The 17,511-nt window shown below is 61.1% G+C and carries 16 protein-coding genes (1 of these 16 only partly in view); 5 read left to right on the forward strand and 11 right to left on the reverse strand.

Annotated features, from left to right (window positions below; all coding sequences use genetic code 11):
* Positions 1–1,128, forward strand: partial view of a glycosyltransferase family 4 protein gene (locus ACLD1X_RS12210; protein ID WP_429367910.1) — the 3' portion only. 72 nt of this gene lie to the left of the window's left edge; 1,128 of the gene's 1,200 nt are visible here — the last part of the coding sequence; its start codon lies off the left edge, out of view; its stop codon occupies positions 1,126–1,128.
* Between the two features lie 116 nt (positions 1,129–1,244).
* On the opposite strand, the gene ACLD1X_RS12215 is transcribed toward ACLD1X_RS12210, so the two are convergent.
* The 3 genes from ACLD1X_RS12215 to ACLD1X_RS12225 form a co-directional block, all read right to left on the reverse strand.
* A complete protein-coding gene (locus ACLD1X_RS12215) occupies positions 1,245–2,348 on the reverse strand; it encodes an NADH:flavin oxidoreductase (RefSeq protein ID WP_429367912.1) in 1,104 nt (367 codons plus the stop codon).
* Positions 2,349–2,545: 197 nt separating this feature from the next.
* Positions 2,546–3,028, reverse strand: a complete 483-nt coding sequence (locus ACLD1X_RS12220; protein ID WP_008023220.1) for a glutathione peroxidase — start codon at positions 3,026–3,028, stop codon at positions 2,546–2,548.
* A gap of 122 nt (positions 3,029–3,150) precedes the next feature.
* A complete protein-coding gene (locus ACLD1X_RS12225; protein WP_007942189.1) occupies positions 3,151–3,636 on the reverse strand; it encodes an FKBP-type peptidyl-prolyl cis-trans isomerase in 486 nt (161 codons plus the stop codon).
* Here ACLD1X_RS12225 and ACLD1X_RS12230 point away from each other — a divergent pair.
* The 3 genes from ACLD1X_RS12230 to ACLD1X_RS12240 are packed head-to-tail and all read left to right on the forward strand — an operon-like array spanning position 3,605 to position 6,993.
* A complete protein-coding gene (locus tag ACLD1X_RS12230; RefSeq protein WP_429367915.1) occupies positions 3,605–3,931 on the forward strand; it encodes a DUF3565 domain-containing protein in 327 nt (108 codons plus the stop codon). The two genes, ACLD1X_RS12225 and ACLD1X_RS12230, sit on opposite strands and share 32 nt — an antisense overlap.
* Positions 3,932–3,990: 59 nt before the next feature.
* Positions 3,991–6,090 (forward strand): phosphate acetyltransferase, encoded by a 2,100-nt coding sequence (gene pta, locus ACLD1X_RS12235; protein WP_429367917.1) that lies wholly within the window; start codon positions 3,991–3,993, stop codon positions 6,088–6,090.
* The gene (locus ACLD1X_RS12240) at positions 6,091–6,993 is read left to right on the forward strand and encodes an acyltransferase (RefSeq protein WP_429367919.1); all 903 of its coding nucleotides are present in this window, start codon (positions 6,091–6,093) and stop codon (positions 6,991–6,993) included.
* A gap of 165 nt (positions 6,994–7,158) precedes the next feature.
* Here the strand turns inward: ACLD1X_RS12240 and cysN are convergent, their stop codons facing one another.
* The 3 genes from cysN to ACLD1X_RS12255 all read right to left on the reverse strand — a co-directional run bounded on the left by cysN (position 7,159) and on the right by ACLD1X_RS12255 (position 11,008).
* On the reverse strand, positions 7,159–9,057 hold the full coding sequence (gene cysN, locus ACLD1X_RS12245; protein WP_429367921.1) for a sulfate adenylyltransferase subunit CysN: 1,899 nt from the start codon (positions 9,055–9,057) through the stop codon (positions 7,159–7,161).
* A gap of 9 nt (positions 9,058–9,066) precedes the next feature.
* The gene (cysD, locus tag ACLD1X_RS12250; protein WP_007986727.1) at positions 9,067–9,984 is read right to left on the reverse strand and encodes a sulfate adenylyltransferase subunit CysD; all 918 of its coding nucleotides are present in this window, start codon (positions 9,982–9,984) and stop codon (positions 9,067–9,069) included.
* Positions 9,985–10,249: 265 nt separating this feature from the next.
* The gene (locus ACLD1X_RS12255) at positions 10,250–11,008 is read right to left on the reverse strand and encodes a Nif3-like dinuclear metal center hexameric protein (protein ID WP_429367924.1); all 759 of its coding nucleotides are present in this window, start codon (positions 11,006–11,008) and stop codon (positions 10,250–10,252) included.
* Between the two features lie 103 nt (positions 11,009–11,111).
* On the opposite strand from ACLD1X_RS12255, the gene algW reads away from it, so the two are divergent.
* Positions 11,112–12,275, forward strand: a complete 1,164-nt coding sequence (algW, locus tag ACLD1X_RS12260) for a Do family serine endopeptidase AlgW (protein WP_429367926.1) — start codon at positions 11,112–11,114, stop codon at positions 12,273–12,275.
* Positions 12,276–12,407: 132 nt separating this feature from the next.
* Here algW and hisC read toward each other — a convergent pair whose 3' ends face one another.
* The 5 genes from hisC to ACLD1X_RS12285 all read right to left on the reverse strand — a co-directional run bounded on the left by hisC (position 12,408) and on the right by ACLD1X_RS12285 (position 17,465).
* The gene (gene hisC / locus ACLD1X_RS12265) at positions 12,408–13,460 is read right to left on the reverse strand and encodes a histidinol-phosphate transaminase (protein ID WP_429367928.1); all 1,053 of its coding nucleotides are present in this window, start codon (positions 13,458–13,460) and stop codon (positions 12,408–12,410) included.
* A gap of 2 nt (positions 13,461–13,462) precedes the next feature.
* Positions 13,463–14,788: a histidinol dehydrogenase gene (gene hisD, locus ACLD1X_RS12270; protein WP_429367930.1), complete on the reverse strand. Its 1,326-nt coding sequence runs from the start codon at positions 14,786–14,788 to the stop codon at positions 13,463–13,465.
* A gap of 376 nt (positions 14,789–15,164) precedes the next feature.
* On the reverse strand, positions 15,165–15,800 hold the full coding sequence (gene hisG, locus ACLD1X_RS12275; protein ID WP_095193897.1) for an ATP phosphoribosyltransferase: 636 nt from the start codon (positions 15,798–15,800) through the stop codon (positions 15,165–15,167).
* 125 nt (positions 15,801–15,925) lie between these two features.
* A complete protein-coding gene (gene murA, locus ACLD1X_RS12280) occupies positions 15,926–17,191 on the reverse strand; it encodes a UDP-N-acetylglucosamine 1-carboxyvinyltransferase (RefSeq protein WP_429367933.1) in 1,266 nt (421 codons plus the stop codon).
* A gap of 22 nt (positions 17,192–17,213) precedes the next feature.
* Positions 17,214–17,465 (reverse strand): BolA family protein, encoded by a 252-nt coding sequence (locus tag ACLD1X_RS12285; RefSeq protein WP_019691904.1) that lies wholly within the window; start codon positions 17,463–17,465, stop codon positions 17,214–17,216.
* Positions 17,466–17,511: the final 46 nt, after the last annotated feature.

A 17,511-nucleotide genomic window follows, 5' to 3' on the forward strand; every position in this document is an offset into this window, starting at 1 on the left:
GAAATCAATGGCGTGGCCAATACCCTTGGTCGCTTGTGCGACGGCTTGCGCGCGCGCGGGCATCAAGTGGAACTGGTGCGACCGCGCCAGGGCTGCGACCAGCAGTTGGGCAGCGACGATGAATTGCTGCTGTGCCGCGGCTGGCCGCTACCGGGTTATCCCGGTTTGCAATGGGGCCAGTCGTCGATGCACAAATTGCTGCGGCGCTGGACGCGTCATCGCCCGGACGTGCTCTACATCGCCACCGAGGGCCCGCTGGGCCTGTCGGCCTTGCGGGCAGCACGAAGACTGGGGATTTCCGTGGTCAGTGGTTTCCATACCAATTTCCAGCAGTACTCCAACCAGTACGGGCTTGGTTTGCTCACGCGCCTGCTGACTCACTACCTGCGCTGGTTCCACAACCGCTCGACCATGACCCTGGTGCCCAGCATCAGTCAGCGCATGGAGCTGGAGCGACGGCATTTCGAGCGACTGGCGTTGCTGTCCAGAGGGGTCGACAGCGAATTGTTTCACCCGGCCAAACGTTTGAATGCCCTGCGTGAGCAATGGGGGCTGGCCGAGGAAGACATCGCCGTCATTCATGTCGGACGCCTGGCCGCGGAAAAAAACCTCGGACTGCTCAAGCGCACTTTCAATACCCTCAAGGCGAGTTATCCCCAGCGCATCCTGAAACTGATCGTGGTCGGCGACGGCCCGCTGCGCCAGGAACTGCAAAACGAAATGCCCGAGGCCATTTTCTGCGGCACCCAACGGGGTGAAGCCCTGGCGTGCCACTACGCGTCAGGCGACGTGTTTCTGTTTCCGAGCCTGACCGAAACGTTCGGCAATGTGGTGCTTGAAGCACTTGCCTCGGGGCTCGGCGTAGTAGCCTACGATCAGGCAGCAGCGGCCCAGCATTTACGCCATGGCTACAACGGAGTGCTGGCGATGCCGGGAGATGAAGAAGCGTTTTGCGACGCAGCGGCATGGCTGCTGGAAGAAAGGGAAACCTTGCGCAATGTGCGTCTCAATGCGCGCCAGCATGCCAGTCGCCAGGGTTGGGCGACGATCATCGAGCAGTTCGAGGGACAGTTGCGCGGGGCTTGTGCCGGGGAGGCGGTGGTGCCGAATGCACCGACCTTGCCGTAAATCCTTGTGACCTTGAGTCAGTCTTCGCGAGCAGGCTCGCTCCCACAGGATTTGTGCATAACGCTTAACCACTGTGGGAGCGAGCCTGCTCGCGAAAGGGCTGTTCCGGTTTCTGCTTAAACCAGCGTCATCAACGCATCACGGCTGAACGGAAGAATGTCTTCCTCGCGACCGTCGCGCACTTTCTGCGCCCAGTCCGGGTCCACCAGCAACGCACGACCGACCGCCACCAGGTCGAACTCGTCGTTGTTCAGGCGCTCCAGCAGTTTTTCCAGGCTGGCCGGTTGGGCGACCTTGTCGGTGTTGACCATGAACTGCAGGAACTCGCCGTCCAGGCCGACGCTGCCCACGGTGATGGTTGGTTTACCGGTGAGTTGGCGGGTCCAGCCGGCCAGGTTCAACTCGGAACCGTCGAACTCCGGCTCCCAGAAGCGGCGGGTCGAGCAGTGGAAAATATCCACACCCGCATCGGCCAACGGCTTGAGGAACTCGCCCAAGGCTTCCGGGGTTTGCACCAACCGCGCGGTGTAGTCCTGCTGCTTCCACTGGGAGAAACGGAAGATGATCGGGAAACCTTCACCGACCGCGGCACGCACGGCCTGAATCAATTCAATGGCGAAGCGCGAGCGGTTGGCCAGGCTGCCGCCGTATTCGTCGGTACGCTGGTTGCTGCCTTCCCAGAAGAACTGGTCGATCAGGTAACCGTGGGCACCGTGGATTTCCACGCCGTCCATGCCGATGCTCTGCGCATCCTTGGCGGCCTGGGCGAACGCGGCGATCACGTCCTGGATATCCTGCCTGGTCATGCCGTGCACCACGACCTGACCTTCCTTCACTTTTTCCGACGGGCCATAACCCGGCACGCTGGCGTCCGGCTCGGTGCCGATACGACGTACGCTGCCCACATGCCACAACTGCGGCACGATCTTGCCGCCTTCGGCGTGAACGGCGTCGACGACTTTCTTCCAGCCGGCCAGGGCCGCTTCACCGTAGAAATGCGGAACGTTGGGGTAGCCGTTGGAAGCCTTGTGACCGACGGTAGTGCCTTCGGTGATGATCAGGCCGACGCCCGCAGCGGCACGGCGACGGTAGTATTCGATCACCTTGGAGTTCGGCACGCCGCCCGGAGAAAAGGAGCGGGTCATCGGCGCCATGACGACGCGGGTCGGCAGTTCGAGGGTGCCGAGGTGGAACGGTTTGAACAGGGCTTTGACGGGCATGGGACGCTCCACGGGAGTTAACTTTATGACGGCGATAATATGGAGAGAGCCGCTGCTTGAACAGCATTATTGATTTCGGTGATGCAGGAGCAGGCTTGCTCGCGATGGTGGTCAACGATAACGCAGGCGGTCTGATGCCCCGCGGTGTTCCTGCAACCATCGCGAGCAAGCTCGCTCCTACAGAGAGAGGGGGGATGTCAGCTCAGGGCTTTTTCGATCGCGTGAACAATGGTCGGATCATCCGGCGCCGTGCGTGGCGAGAACCGTGCCAGTACACGGCCGTCCTTTCCCAGCAGGAACTTCTCGAAGTTCCAGGTGATATCGCCGGGAAATTCCGCGCCCTCACCCGCCAGCAAACGGTACAACTGATGACGGTCATGCCCATTGACTTCCAGCTTGCTGGACAACGGGAACGTCACGCCATAGTTGAGGCTGCAGAAATCCTTGATCTCCTGCTCGGTTCCCGGTTCCTGCCCGGCAAACTGGTTGCACGGCAAGCCCAGCACACTGAAGCCTTTGCCTTTGAATTGCTGGTAGAGGTTTTCCAGCGCCGCGTACTGCGGGGTCAAGCCGCATTTGGAAGCGACGTTGACCACCAGCACGACTTTGCCCTTGAAAGGCGCCAGAGGTAGCTCCTGACCATCCAGGGCTGTCAATTTAAGGTCGTGAAAAGCACTCATGACGTACTCCAGATTCCCGTGTTCTTTTCGAAACAGCCACTTGGCGGTGTCGTCAGGGACAGCCGCAGACTAAAAAGGCGCCCACAGGGCGCCTCTCCAGTTATCTGAGCTTAGCGCAGAAATCAGTGGTGATGGCCACCTTCGCCATGGACGTGGCCATGAGCGATTTCTTCCTGGCTGGCGTCACGGATAGCAACGATCTTGACCTGGAAATTCAGGCGCTGACCGGCCAACGGGTGGTTGCCGTCAACGGTGACGTCGTCGCCGTCCAGATCACGGATGGTCACGATCTGCATCTGGCCGTCCGGAGCGGAAGCGTGGAACTGCATGCCCACTTCCAGTTCGTCGACGCCTTCGAACATGCTGCGGCTCAGGGTGCTGACCAGTTCTGCAGCGTATTCGCCGTAAGCGTCTTCCGGTTCAACGGCTACGGTCAGTTCGTCGCCGACAGCCTTGCCTTCCAGAGCCTTTTCCAGACCCGGGATGATGTTGCCTGCGCCTTGCAGGTAGACCAGCGGCGCGCCGCCGGCGGAGCTGTCGATGACCTCACCAGCGTCGTTGGTCAGGGTATAGTCGATGGAGACAGCCTTATTGGCGGCGATCAGCATGGGGCGAGACCTTTTGCATAAGAAGATTGAAGGGCCAAGTTTAGCGAAGCAATCGTCCGAAAGCGAACACAACCCGGACAGACGGATTTCGACGGTCACAGGCTTTCATCAGGACGCGGATGGGCATTGGGTGGCCGAGCTTTCCTGCGGCCACACCCAGCACCTGCGCCACCAGCCGCCCTGGCAATCCCGCGCCTGGGTCACGGACCCTGCGCAGCGCCAGGAAAAAATAGGCCAACCCTTTGCCTGCGGTTGGTGCGCACAAGGCTCGGTTAGCGATAACCTTGGCGACTGAATTTCGGTAGATCGCCAGTCATAGGCGCTCACCATTGCCTGCTCCCTTAGAGAATCCGCATGCAAACTTTTTTTATCGCGCCCACCGATTTTGGTGTGGGTCTGACCTCCATCAGCCTCGGGCTGGTGCGCACCCTTGAACGGGCCGGGCTCAAGGTCGGCTTTTTCAAACCGATTGCCCAACCGCATCCAGGCGACACGGGCCCGGAACGCTCCACCGAACTGGTGGCGCGTACCCACGGCTTGAAACCGCCTCAGCCATTGGGCCTGGCCCATGTCGAGCGCATGCTCGGCGACGGTCAGCTCGATGAGTTGCTCGAAGAAATCATCACCCTGTACCAGCAGGCCGCCATCGGCAAGGATGTGCTGATCGTCGAAGGCATGGTGCCGACCCGCAGCGCCAGTTACGCCGCGCGGGTCAACCTGCACCTGGCCAAGAGCCTGGACGCCGAGGTGATCCTGGTCTCGGCGCCGGAAAACGAAGTGCTGACCGAGCTCTCCGGCCGCGTCGAGTTGCAGGCGCAATTGTTCGGTGGCCCGAAAGACCCGAAAGTCCTCGGCGTGATCCTCAACAAGGTCAAGACCGAAGAAAGCATGGAGGCCTTCGCCACGCGCCTGAAGGAGCATTCGCCGTTGCTGCGCAGCGGTGATTTCCGCTTGCTCGGCTGCATTCCGTTCCAGCCGGAACTGAACGCCCCGCGCACCCGTGACGTCGCCGACCTGATGGGTGCGCAAGTGCTCAACGCCGGCGATTATGAAACCCGGCGCATGACCAAGATCATCATTTGCGCCCGCACCATGCGCAACACCGTGGAGTTGCTCAAGCCTGGCGTGCTGGTGGTGACCCCCGGCGACCGCGACGACATCATTCTCGCCGTCAGCCTCGCGGCCTTGAACGGCGTGCCGCTGGCCGGCCTGCTGCTGACCAGCGACACCCTGCCCGACCCACGCATCATGGACCTGTGTCGCGGCGCCCTGCAGGCCGGGTTGCCGGTGCTGTCGGTGAGTACCGGCTCCTACGACACTGCCAACCTGCTCAATGGCCTTAACAAGGAAATCCCCATCGATGACCGCGAGCGCGCCGAAATCATCACCGATTTCATCGCCAGCCACCTCGATGCCAACTGGTTGCACCAGCGCTGTGGCACACCACGGGAGATGCGCCTGTCGCCAGCGGTGTTCCGCTATCAATTGATCCAGCGCGCCCAGGCGGCCAACAAGCGCATCGTGTTGCCCGAAGGCAGCGAGCCGTTCACCGTGCAGGCCGCCGCGATCTGCCAGGCCCGTGGCATCGCTCGCTGTGTGTTGCTGGCCAAGCCCGAGGACGTGCAGGCTGTCGCCCGTGCCCAGGGCATCGAATTGCCTCCGGGCCTTGAGATCATCGATCCGGACTTGATTCGCGAGCGCTATGTCGAGCCGATGGTCGCGCTGCGCAAAAGCAAAAGCCTCAACGCGCCGATGGCCGAGCAACAACTGGAAGACACCGTGGTGATCGGCACCATGATGCTGGCCCTGGATGAAGTCGACGGCCTCGTATCGGGCGTGATCAACACCACCGCCAACACCATCCGCCCGGCCCTGCAGCTGATCAAGACGGCGCCGGGCTGCACCCTGGTGTCGTCGGTGTTCTTCATGCTGTTTCCGGAAGAAGTGCTGGTTTATGGCGACTGCGTGATGAACCCGCACCCAAGCGCCAGCGAACTGGCCGAGATCGCCCTGCAAAGCGCTGACTCGGCCGCCGCATTCGGCATCACGCCAAGGGTGGCGATGATCAGCTACTCCAGTGGCGATTCAGCCAGCGGTGAAGAGGTCGAGAAAGTCCGCGAGGCGACCCTGCTCGCCCACGAACAACAGCACTCGCTGCTGATCGACGGCCCCTTGCAGTACGACGCCGCCGCCAACGAAAACGTCGCCCGCCAATTGGCACCGAACAGTCAGGTGGCTGGCCGCGCCACGGTGTACGTGTTCCCCGACCTCAACACCGGCAACACCACGCACAAGGCCGTGCAGCGCAGCGCCGACTGCGTCAGCCTCGGGCCGATGCTGCAAGGCCTGCGCAAACCGGTGAACGATTTGCCGCGCGGCGCGCAGGTCGATGACATCGTCTACACCATCGCCCTGACTGCGATTCAAGCCGCCAACCGACCTATGGATGTGTAAATGCTGGATTTTCTACCTGCCCCGTTGCGCGGCGTGATCGCCGCGCTGCTGTTGGCACTGAACACGATATTGCTCTGCTCGTTCCTGTTCTGCGTGGCGCTGGTCAAGGCGTTGCCGTTCGCCCTCACCCAGCGCATCGCACGCTGGCTGATGAGCCATACCCATGAAGCCTGGATCAGCATCAACAAAGGCTGGATGAACCTGGTCCGTCGCACCCGCTGGCATATCAGCGGCCTGCAGGGTCTCGACTACCGGCACTCGTACCTGATCACCAGCAACCACCAGAGCTGGGTCGACATACTGGTGCTGCAATACGTGCTCAACCGACGCATCCAGCCGCTGAAGTTCTTTCTCAAGCAGGAGCTGATCTGGGTCCCGGTGATCGGTCTGGCCTGGTGGGCGCTGGGCTTTCCGTTCATGAAGCGCTACTCCAAGGCGTACCTGGAGAAGCACCCGGAAAAGAAAGGCAAGGACCTGGAAACCACCCGCAAGACCTGTGCGAAGTTCCGCGACAACCCGGTGGGCATTTTCAACTTCGTCGAAGGCACGCGCTTCACCGAGGGCAAGCATGCCCAGCAGCAATCGCCGTTCAAGTACCTGCTCAAGCCCAAGGCCGGCGGCATTGCCTTTGTGCTGGATGCGATGGGCGAGCAGCTGGAATCGATCGTTAACGTGACCATCCACTACCCCGCCGGGCGTCCCGGTTTCTGGGATTTGTTGTGCGGGAACGTAGCGGACGTGGTGGTGCACTTTGATGAGCTGAGGATTCCGCCACAGTTCATTGGCAAGAACTACGACCAGGACGGTGAGTACCGCCTGCAATTTCAGGGCTGGATCAACCAGATGTGGCAGGACAAGGATGCGCTGCTTGCGCAGATGCATCGCGAGTATCCAGCCAAGTAGTTCGGTGAATGTTCCGGCCTCTTCGCGAGCGGGCTCGCTCCCACAGTTGATCTTTGGTGAACTCTGACCTTGTGGGAGCGAGCCTGCTCGCGAAGGCGTCCTCCCAAACACAAAAAAAACCGCCGGTGATTACTCATCGGCGGGTTTCTTTTTTGCGGCTAGGGCTTAGATCGCCCCACGCTCGCGCAGCAGACCCAGCACTTGCTTGACGCCGTCTTCCAGCGACACGGACTGGGTGTCGATGACCAGGTCGGCATCCAGCGGTACGTCGTACGGGAAGGATTCGCCCGGGATGTTATCCCCGGCCGCCGCGTACAGGCCTTGCGGATCACGCTCGGCGCAGACCGTTGGCGAAGCCTGGACGTAGACCGTCAGCAGACGCTCCTTGCCGATCAGTTCCCGAGCCTGTTCACGGCCTTCGGCACTCGGTGCAACGAACGCCGCCAGGGTCAGCAGGCCGGCTTCGTTGAACTGACGCGCCACGTGCGCGGCACGACGCCAGTTTTCGGTACGCCCGGCGCGATCCTGTGGCAGACCTTTGTTCAGGTCGTGACGCAGGTTCTGGCCATCGAGCACGAATACCGCACGACCCAGGTCGAACAGCTTGCGCTCGACCGCATAGGCCAGGGTGCTTTTGCCCGCGCCGGACAAACCGCTGAACAACACGGTGGCCGGTTGCTGGCCGAAGCGCTGTGCGCGTTCTTCGGTGGCAACGTGGGCCAGTTTTCCGTGGTGCGTGGCGCTGCCGTGCGCCAAAGGCTGGGCGACGATCATGCCGGCGCCAACGGTGCCGTTGGTCAGGCGGTCGATGATGATGAAGGCGCCGGTGGTGCGGTTGCTGTCATAACCGTCGAGGGCAATCGGCGCATCGAGCGCGATCTTGACCTTGCCGATTTCGTTCAGCTGCAACGCGCTGGCCGGGCCTTCTTCCAGGGTGTTCACGTCGACCTTGTTGACGATGCTGGCGATGGAGCCCGGCACGTAACTGGTGGCGCGTTTGATGTCGTATTTCTTGCCTGGCAGCATCGGCTCTTCAGCCATCCACACCAGCATGGCTTCGAAGCTGTCGGTCACCGGCGGCACGTTGTCGGCGTGAACCAACAGGTCGCCACGGGAGATGTCGATTTCGTCTTCCATGGTCAGCGTGACTGCCTGACCTGGACCTGCATGTTCCAGCTCGCCTTCGAAGGTGACGATGGACTTCACGCGGCTGCTCTTGCCCGACGGCAGCACCACGACTTCGTCGCCTTTCTTGACGATGCCGCTGGCCAGCGTACCGGCGAAACCACGGAAGTTAAGGTTCGGACGGTTGACGTACTGCACCGGGAAACGCAGGTCGGTGAAATTGCGATCGCCCGCCACTTCCACGGTCTCGAGGATTTCCATCAGCGACTGACCGGTGTACCACGGCGAGCGCTCGGACTTGTTCACGACGTTGTCGCCCTTCAAGGCCGACATCGGCACGAAGTGCATGCTGGTCGGCTTCATCTTCAAGCCTTCGGCGAACTGCAGGTAGTCGGCCTTGATCGACTCGAACACGCCCTGGTCGAAGTCCTTGAGGTCCATCTTGTTGATGGCCACGACTATGTGCTTGATGCCCAGCAAGGAGGCGATGAAGCTGTGGCGACGGGTCTGGGTCTGCACGCCGTAACGGGCGTCGACCAGGATGATCGCCAGGTCACAGGTGGAAGCACCGGTGGCCATGTTGCGGGTGTACTGCTCATGGCCGGGGGTGTCGGCGATGATGAATTTGCGCTTGGCGGTGGAGAAATAGCGGTACGCGACATCGATGGTGATGCCTTGTTCACGCTCGGCCTGCAGGCCGTCGACCAGCAACGCCAGGTCGATGTCCTCACCGGTGGTGCCGACTTTTTTCGAGTCGCGGGTAATCGCTTCCAGGTGATCTTCGTAGATCATCTTGGAGTCGTGCAGCAGGCGCCCGATCAGGGTGCTCTTGCCGTCGTCGACGTTACCGCAAGTCAGGAAGCGCAGCAGCTCTTTACGTTCGTGCTGGCCCAGGTAGGCGAGGATGTCCTCGCTGATCAAATCAGATTGGTGCGACATGACAACCCCTTAGAAATAACCCTGACGTTTTTTGTCTTCCATCGAGCCTGCGCCATCGTGGTCGATGACCCGGCCCTGGCGCTCGGAAGTTCGCGTCAGGAGCATTTCCTGAATGATGTCCGTGAGGCTTTCGGCCTCGGACTCCACCGCGCCCGTCAACGGGTAGCAACCAAGGGTACGGAAACGCACTTTCTTTTTGACGATACGGGCTTTGTCTTCATCGCTCAGGTGTTCGAGGATGCGCTCGTCGTCAATCATGATCAGCGTGCCGTTCTTCTCGATGACTTCACGCTCGGCGGCGAAGTACAGCGGAACGATCGGGATGCCTTCAAGGTAGATGTACTGCCAGATGTCCAGCTCGGTCCAGTTCGACAACGGGAAGACGCGGATCGACTCGCCCTTGTTGACCTTGCCGTTGTAGACATTCCACAACTCTGGACGCTGGTTCTTCGGATCCCAGCGGTGCTTGCTGTCGCGGAACGAGTACACACGCTCCTTGGCGCGGGATTTCTCTTCATCGCGACGGGCGCCGCCAAAAGCTGCGTCGAAACCATACTTGTCGAGTGCCTGCTTCAGGCCCTCGGTCTTCATGATGTCGGTGTGCTTGGCGCTGCCGTGGGTGAACGGGTTGATGTTTTGCGCCACGCCGTCCGGGTTGACGTGGGTGATCAGGTCCAGGCCCAGCTCGGCGACCATCTTGTCACGGAAGGCATACATCTCCTGGAATTTCCAGCGAGTGTCGACGTGCATCACCGGAAACGGCAGCTTGCCCGGGAAGAACGCCTTGCGTGCCAGATGCAGCATCACGGCAGAGTCTTTACCGATGGAGTACAGCATCACCGGGTTGTCGAACTCGGCGGCCACCTCGCGGATGATGTGGATGCTTTCCGCCTCCAGCTGTTTCAGATGCGTCAGTTTGTCGACCATGGCTACTCACGAAAGCTTTCTTATGAACGGCCAGCGGGCCGTGTTCGAGCGGGGATCCTAGCACAGCGACCTCTTCTAATCAGGACGCCAACTAGATCGAAAGAGCATATGAATATGCTCGTGCGTTTGGGCAAAACGCGCCCCCCCCTGTAGGAGCGAGCCTGCTCGCGATCAACCTGAGAACACCACGGGGAGTCAGACTTCCAGCGTTATCGTTGACGACCATCGCGAGCAGGCTCGCTCCTACAGGGACAGCGTTTGGCTGTCAGATAGGGTTAGGGCAATCGATGAAGATGTGCTCCAGCGCAAACCGCCGCGCCAGGTAATCCCCCAGCGCCTGAACGCCGTAGCGTTCCGTCGCATGGTGACCGGCGGCAATGAAGCTGATGTCGTTTTCCCGGGCGCTGTGGAAAGTTTGCTCGGAAGCTTCGCCGCTGAGGTACAGATCGACGCCAGCCAGAATGGCCTGATCGATGTAACCCTGGCCGCCGCCGGTGCACCAGCCGACGCGGCGGATCATGGCGCTGCCTTCGATCAACAGCGGCTCACGGCCCATGACTTCCTGCACGCGGCGGGCGAAATCCCGGGGCATCATCGGCTCATTCAGCGAGCCGACCAGGCCGACAATCTTCAGGTTGTCCGGGTCCAGCGGACCTTCGACGGTGATATCGAGCTGTCGCGCGAGCTGTACGTTATTACCCACGTCCGGGTGCAGATCCAGCGGCAGGTGATAGGACAACAGGCTGATGTCATGCTTGAGCAAGGTCTTCAGGCGGCGCTGTTTCATGCCGGTGATGCACGGATTCTCACCCTTCCAGAAGTAGCCATGATGCACCAGCACCAGGTCGGCATTGGCCTCCACGGCGGCGTCGAGCAAAGCCTGGCTCGCGGTGACGCCACTGACAATGCGCATCACTTGCGGGCGCCCCTCGACCTGCAGGCCATTGGGGCAATAATCGGCAATCCTGGCACTGTTAAGGTAGCGGTCGGCTTCTTCGACCAGGGTGTTCAGGGCGACGGCCATAAAAGACTCCTAAATATCCCGTTCAGAGGCGCGTGCGGCCTCGTATAATGCGCGTCATTATGAGCGGTCCCAGACCGCCTGCAACTCTCTCAGGAAGTGCTTAATGCTCAAGGCGCTGCGTTTTACCGGCTGGCCGCTGTTGGCCGGCGTGCTTGTCGCTCTTTTGATAATCCAGCGTTACCCGCAGTGGGTCGGGCTCCCGAGCCTCGACGTCAATCTGCAACAAGCGCCGCAAACCACCAGCATGCAGCAGGGCCCGGTGTCCTATGCCGACGCGGTAACCACCGCGGCGCCGTCGGTGGTGAACCTGTACACCACCAAAGTCATCAACAAACCCAACCATCCGTTGTTCGAAGATCCGCAGTTCCGGCGCTTCTTCGGCGACAACTCGCCCAAGCAGAAACGCATGGAGTCGAGCCTGGGCTCCGGCGTGATCATGAGCCCGGAAGGCTACATCCTGACCAACAACCACGTGACCAGCGGCGCTGACCAGATCGTGGTGGCGCTCAAGGACGGCCGGGAAACCCTGGCGCGGGTGATCGGCAGCGACCCGGAGACCGACCTCGCGGTGCTGAAAATCGACCTGAAAAACCTGCCGTCGATCACCGTGGGGCGTTCCGACAACATCCGCATCGGCGACGTCGCGCTGGCCATCGGCAACCCGTTCGGCGTCGGCCAGACCGTGACCATGGGCATCATCAGCGCCACCGGCCGCAATCAGCTGGGCCTGAACAACTATGAGGACTTCATCCAGACCGACGCCGCCATCAACCCCGGCAACTCCGGCGGTGCGCTGGTGGATGCCGTCGGCAACCTGACCGGCATCAACACCGCGATTTTCTCCAAGTCCGGGGGTTCCCAGGGCATCGGTTTCGCGATCCCGGTGAAACTGGCGATGGAAGTGATGAAGTCGATCATCGAGCACGGCCAGGTGATTCGTGGCTGGCTGGGTATCGAAGTGCAGCCGCTGACCCAGGAACTGGCCGAGTCGTTTGGCTTGTCCGGGCGCCCAGGCATTGTCGTGGCGGGGATTTTCCGCGACGGTCCGGCACAGAAGGCCGGCCTGCAGTTGGGTGATGTGATTCTCGCCATCGATGGCGAACCGGCCGGTGATGGCCGTCGCTCGATGAATCAGGTGGCGCGGATCAAGCCGACCGACAAGGTTGCGATCCAGGTGATGCGCAACGGCAAGGAACTCAAGCTGACCGCGGAAATCGGTTTGCGTCCGCCACCGGCACCGGCCCAAGACAAGGAAGAAGCAGAGTAAGCGGCTAATACAATCCCTCTGTAGGAGCGTGCTTGCTCCGGGCGGCGATCCGAAGGTGGTGTGTCAGTGACACCGTTTAACCTGACACTCCATCGCGAGCAAGCTCGCTCCTACAGGGGGGGCGGCGATGGTTTAGAGGTCGCCGAGGCCGTCGATCAACGCCTGATTCTGCTCTGGCGTGCCGATGGAGATCCGCAGGAACTGGGCAATCCGCTCCTGCTTGAAGTGCCGCACGATCACGCCTTGCTCACGCAACTTCGCTGCCAGGCCCGCCGCATCATGCCGGGGGTGACGGGCGAAAATGAAATTCGCCGCCGAGGGCAACACTTCAAAACCCTTGGCCTGCAATTGCCCGACGACCTTGTCGCGGCTTTCGATCACCATCGCGCAAGTCTTGTCGAAGTACTCGCGATCTTCGAACGCAGCCGCCGCCCCCACAATCGCCAGACGATCCAGCGGATAGGAGTTGAAGCTGTTCTTGATCCGCTCCAGCGCCTCGATCAGGTCCGGATGCCCGACCGCCAGGCCAACCCGCAGGCCGGCCAGGGAACGGGACTTGGACAGGGTCTGGGTCACGAGCAGGTTCGGGTAACGGTCGACCAGCGTGATTGCCGTCTCGCCGCCGAAATCGATGTAAGCCTCATCCACCACGACCACCGAATCCGGGCTGGCCTTGAGAATCTGCTCCACCGCTTCCAGCGCCAACAGGCAGCCGGTCGGCGCATTCGGATTGGGGAAAATGATCCCGCCGTTCGGCTTGGCGTAGTCCGCCGGGTTGATCTGGAATTGCTCGTCCAGCGGCACCGCGTCGAACTGGATGCCGTACAACCCGCAGTAGACGGGGTAGAAGCTGTAGCTGATGTCCGGGAACAGCAGCGGCTGATCGTGCTGCAGCAAACCGTGGAAGATGTGCGCCAGCACTTCATCGGAACCGTTGCCGAGGAACACCTGATTGCCTTGCACACCGTAGTACCTGGCGACGGCTTGCTTGAGCAGATCGCTGTTCGGGTCCGGGTACAGACGCAGGTTGTCATTCAGTTCGGTTTGCATTGCGGCCAGCGCTTTTGGCGATGGGCCGTACGGGTTTTCGTTGGTATTGAGCTTGACCAGTTTGGTCAGCTTAGGCTGTTCGCCCGGTACGTAAGGCACCAGATTCTTGACGAACGGGCTCCAGAATTTACTCATGCTCAGTTCCCCTGCTTATCGTCAACGATGCGGTATTCGGCGCTTCGCGCGTGCGCGGTCAGCGACTCACCACGGGCCAGCACGGAAGCGGTCTTGCCCAGTTCGGATGCGCCCTGCTCGGAGCAGTAAATGATCGACGAGCGTTTCTGGAAGTCGTACACGCCCAGCGGCGAGGAGAACCGCGCGGTGCCGGAGGTCGGCAACACGTGGTTCGGGCCTGCACAGTAGTCGCCCAGGGCTTCGGAGGTGTGACGACCCATGAAGATTGCGCCGGCGTGGCGGATTTGCGGTAGCCAGGCCTGTGGATCGGCAACGGACAATTCGAGGTGCTCCGGCGCGATGCGGTTGGCGACTTCGATGGCCTGTTCCATGTCACGAACCTTGATCAAGGCACCACGGCCGTTGATCGAGGTTTCGATGATCGCGGCACGCTCCATGGTCGGTAGCAGTTTGGCGATGCTGGCGGCGACCTTGTCGAGGAACTCGGCGTCCGGGCTGACCAGGATGGCCTGGGCGTCTTCGTCGTGCTCGGCCTGGGAGAACAGGTCCATGGCGATCCAGTCCGGATCGGTCTGGCCGTCGCACACCACGAGGATTTCCGAAGGGCCGGCGATCATGTCGATCCCGACCTGGCCAAACACGTGGCGCTTGGCGGTCGCCACATAGATGTTGCCCGGGCCGACGACCTTGTCGACCTGCGGCACGCTTTCGGTGCCGTAGGCCAGGGCCGCGACAGCCTGGGCGCCGCCGATGGTGAACACGCGGTCGACACCGGCGATGCAGGCGGCGGCCAGTACCAGCTCGTTGATTTCACCGCGCGGGGTCGGTACGACCATGACCACTTCGGTGACACCGGCGACCTTGGCCGGAATCGCGTTCATCAGCACCGACGACGGGTACGACGCCTTGCCGCCCGGTACGTACAGACCGGCGCGGTCCAGCGGCGTGACTTTCTGGCCCAGCACGGTGCCGTCGGCCTCGGTGTAGCTCCAGGAGTCCTGCTTCTGTTTTTCGTGGTAGCTGCGCACACGAGCCGCGGCGACTTCCAGGGCTTCACGCTGGGCCACGGAGATGCGGGTGAGCGCCAGCTCCAGACGCTCACGCGGCAGGATCAGGTCGGCCATGGACTTCACGTCCAGGCCGTCGAACTGGCGGGTGTAATCCACCAGTGCCGCGTCGCCACGCTCACGCACAGACTTGATGATGTCCAGCACCCGCTGATTGACCGAGTCATCAGACACACTTTCCCAGCTCAGCAGATGATCCAGATGATGTGCGAAATCCGGGTCAGCAGCGTTGAGTCGGCGAATTGCAGTCAGTGCGGTCATAGCGAGAGCCTCATAGGAATGGCAAAAACTCAGGCGCCCGAAGGTGCGCTGACGTTTAACAACGATCGCGTTGGTACTGTGGTCGTGCCAGGCAAGGCGCGGGACGAAGGTAAGGGTTGTTTCCTTACCGAGTCCCCCAACGCAGCATGGCGCGGGCACAGTGCCAACCCGCAGGGCCTTGCTCCAAAAGGCAGGACACTGCGCGATCTTTATTTCTGAGTAATTTTTTCTACTACTGAAAATTGCCTTTTGGAGTAAGGCGCGGTCGTTATTAAACGTCAGCGCACCTTCCCCTGCCAGTCGTTTCCGCTTGGGCACCTGAGAATTCTGGCTATGAGGCGGATAGACGGGCGCGACTTAACGTCGCGCAGGTGAATCAGCCGCGGTGTCGAGACTCCACTGCCTTGCGCAGGGTGTCGATCAACGCCTGGATACGGGCGTGCTGCATCTTCATCGAAGCCTTGTTGACGATCAACCGGGAGCTGATGGCCGCAATGAAATCCTGTGGCTCCAGGCCGTTGGCCCGCAGCGTGTTACCGGTGTCGACCACGTCGATGATCTTGTCCGCCAGACCGATCAGCGGCGCCAGTTCCATCGAGCCGTAGAGCTTGATGATATCGACCTGACGGCCCTGTTCGGCATAGTAGCGCTTGGCAACGTTGACGAACTTGGTGGCGATACGCAGACGGCCCTTGGGCTCGATCGCGCCTACTTTGCCGGCGGTCATCAGCTTGCACTGGGCAATCTGCAGGTCCAGGGGCTCGTACAGGCCCTGGCCGCCGTATTCCATCAGCACGTCTTTACCGGCGACACCGAGGTCGGCAGCACCATGTTCGACATAGGTCGGCACGTCGGTGGCACGCACGATCAGCAGACGTACGTCTTCCTGGGTCGTGGGAATGATCAGCTTGCGGCTCTTGTCCGGATTCTCGGTCGGCACGATGCCCGCTTCAGCCAGAAGCGGCAAGGTGTCGTCAAGGATGCGGCCCTTGGACAGTGCGATAGTCAGCATGGGAAACGCCTTAATCAGGAATCTTATGCCCGGTCGCAATCGGCGCCGGACACGCGTCGAGCCGGAAACCGGCTCGACCTCTACAACAATTCAACGGGCACCTCCCTGTGCCCATGCAGCAGAAACTAGCCCGGAACGCGACGGATCTTGGCGCCCAGCATCTGCAGTTTCTCTTCGATGCACTCGTAGCCACGGTCTATGTGGTAGATGCGATCGATCAGCGTGTCGCCGTCGGCGATCAGGGCCGAGATCACCAGGCTGGCCGAAGCGCGCAGGTCGGTCGCCATGACTGGCGCGCCCTTGAGCTTTTCGGTGCCGGTAACGATCGCGGTATTGCCCTCGACCTGGATCTTGGCGCCCATGCGGTGCAGTTCGTAGACGTGCATGAAACGGTTTTCGAAGATCGTCTCGATCACCGCGCCAGTGCCTTCGGCAATGGCGTTGAGGGAGATGAACTGCGCCTGCATGTCAGTCGGGAACGCCGGGTACGGAGCGGTCCGCACGTTCACGGCTTTAGGCCGCTTGCCGTGCATGTTCAGCTCGATCCAGTCTTCGCCGGTGGTGATTTCGGCACCGGACTCGCGGAGTTTTTCCAGTACGGCTTCAAGGATGGTCGGATCCGTATCCTTGACCTTCACACGACCGCCAGTCACGGCTGCGGCAACCAGGTAGGTGCCGGTTTCGATACGGTCAGGCATCACTTTATAAGTGGTGGTGTGCAGACGCTCGACGCCATCGATGGTGATGGTATCGGTACCGGCGCCGGAAACCTTGGCGCCCATGGCGTTCAGGAAGTTCGCCAGGTCGACTACTTCAGGCTCGCGAGCGGCGTTTTGCAGGACGCTGCGGCCCTTGGCCAGGGCAGCGGCCATCATGATGTTTTCAGTACCGGTCACGCTGACGGTATCGAAGAAGAAGTGCGCACCGCGCAGGCCGCCTTCAGGCGCCTTGGCCTTGATGTAGCCGCCTTCGACGTCAATGACCGCGCCCATGGCTTCCAGGCCACGGATGTGCAGGTCAACCGGACGCGAACCGATGGCGCAACCGCCAGGCAAGGCGACTTCGGCTTCACCGAAACGGGCAACCATCGGGCCCAGCACCAGAATCGACGCACGCATGGTTTTAACCAACTCGTACGGTGCGATCAGGGTCTTGATGGAACGCGGGTCGATTTCGACGGCGAGTTTCTCGTCGATCACCGGTTCAATGCCCATGCGACCGAACAGCTCGATCATGGTGGTGATGTCGTGCAGGTGCGGCAGGTTGGCCACGGTCACCGGGCCATCGCACAGCAACGTGGCAGCCAGGATCGGCAGGGCAGAGTTCTTTGCCCCGGAAATGCGGATCTCGCCATCAAGACGAGCGCCACCGGTAATAATCAATTTATCCATAAGAATCTCGACGCCCTTGGGCTCAGGTGCGCTCGGCCCAGGCCGCGCTGCTGAAAAATTTCATAGTGACCGCATGGATGCTGCCATCGGTGATCCATGGGTTCAAATGGGCATAGATCTGCTGCTGACGCTTGACCGGGCTCAACGCCGCCAGTTCATCGCTAATCACGTTCAGCTGGAAATTGCAGCCTTCGCCCTCGACTTCTACCTGCACTGATAAAAGCGTCTCGGACAGCTTTCCTTCAAGAAAGCTCTTAACTTCGTTGGCCTGCATGCTCAACCTCAATCGGCGCCCTGTGCGCGCGGGTCGGACATCATAC

This window comes from Pseudomonas sp. 18173, from assembly GCF_050432945.1.
In the GTDB taxonomy this organism is placed as follows: domain Bacteria; phylum Pseudomonadota; class Gammaproteobacteria; order Pseudomonadales; family Pseudomonadaceae; genus Aquipseudomonas.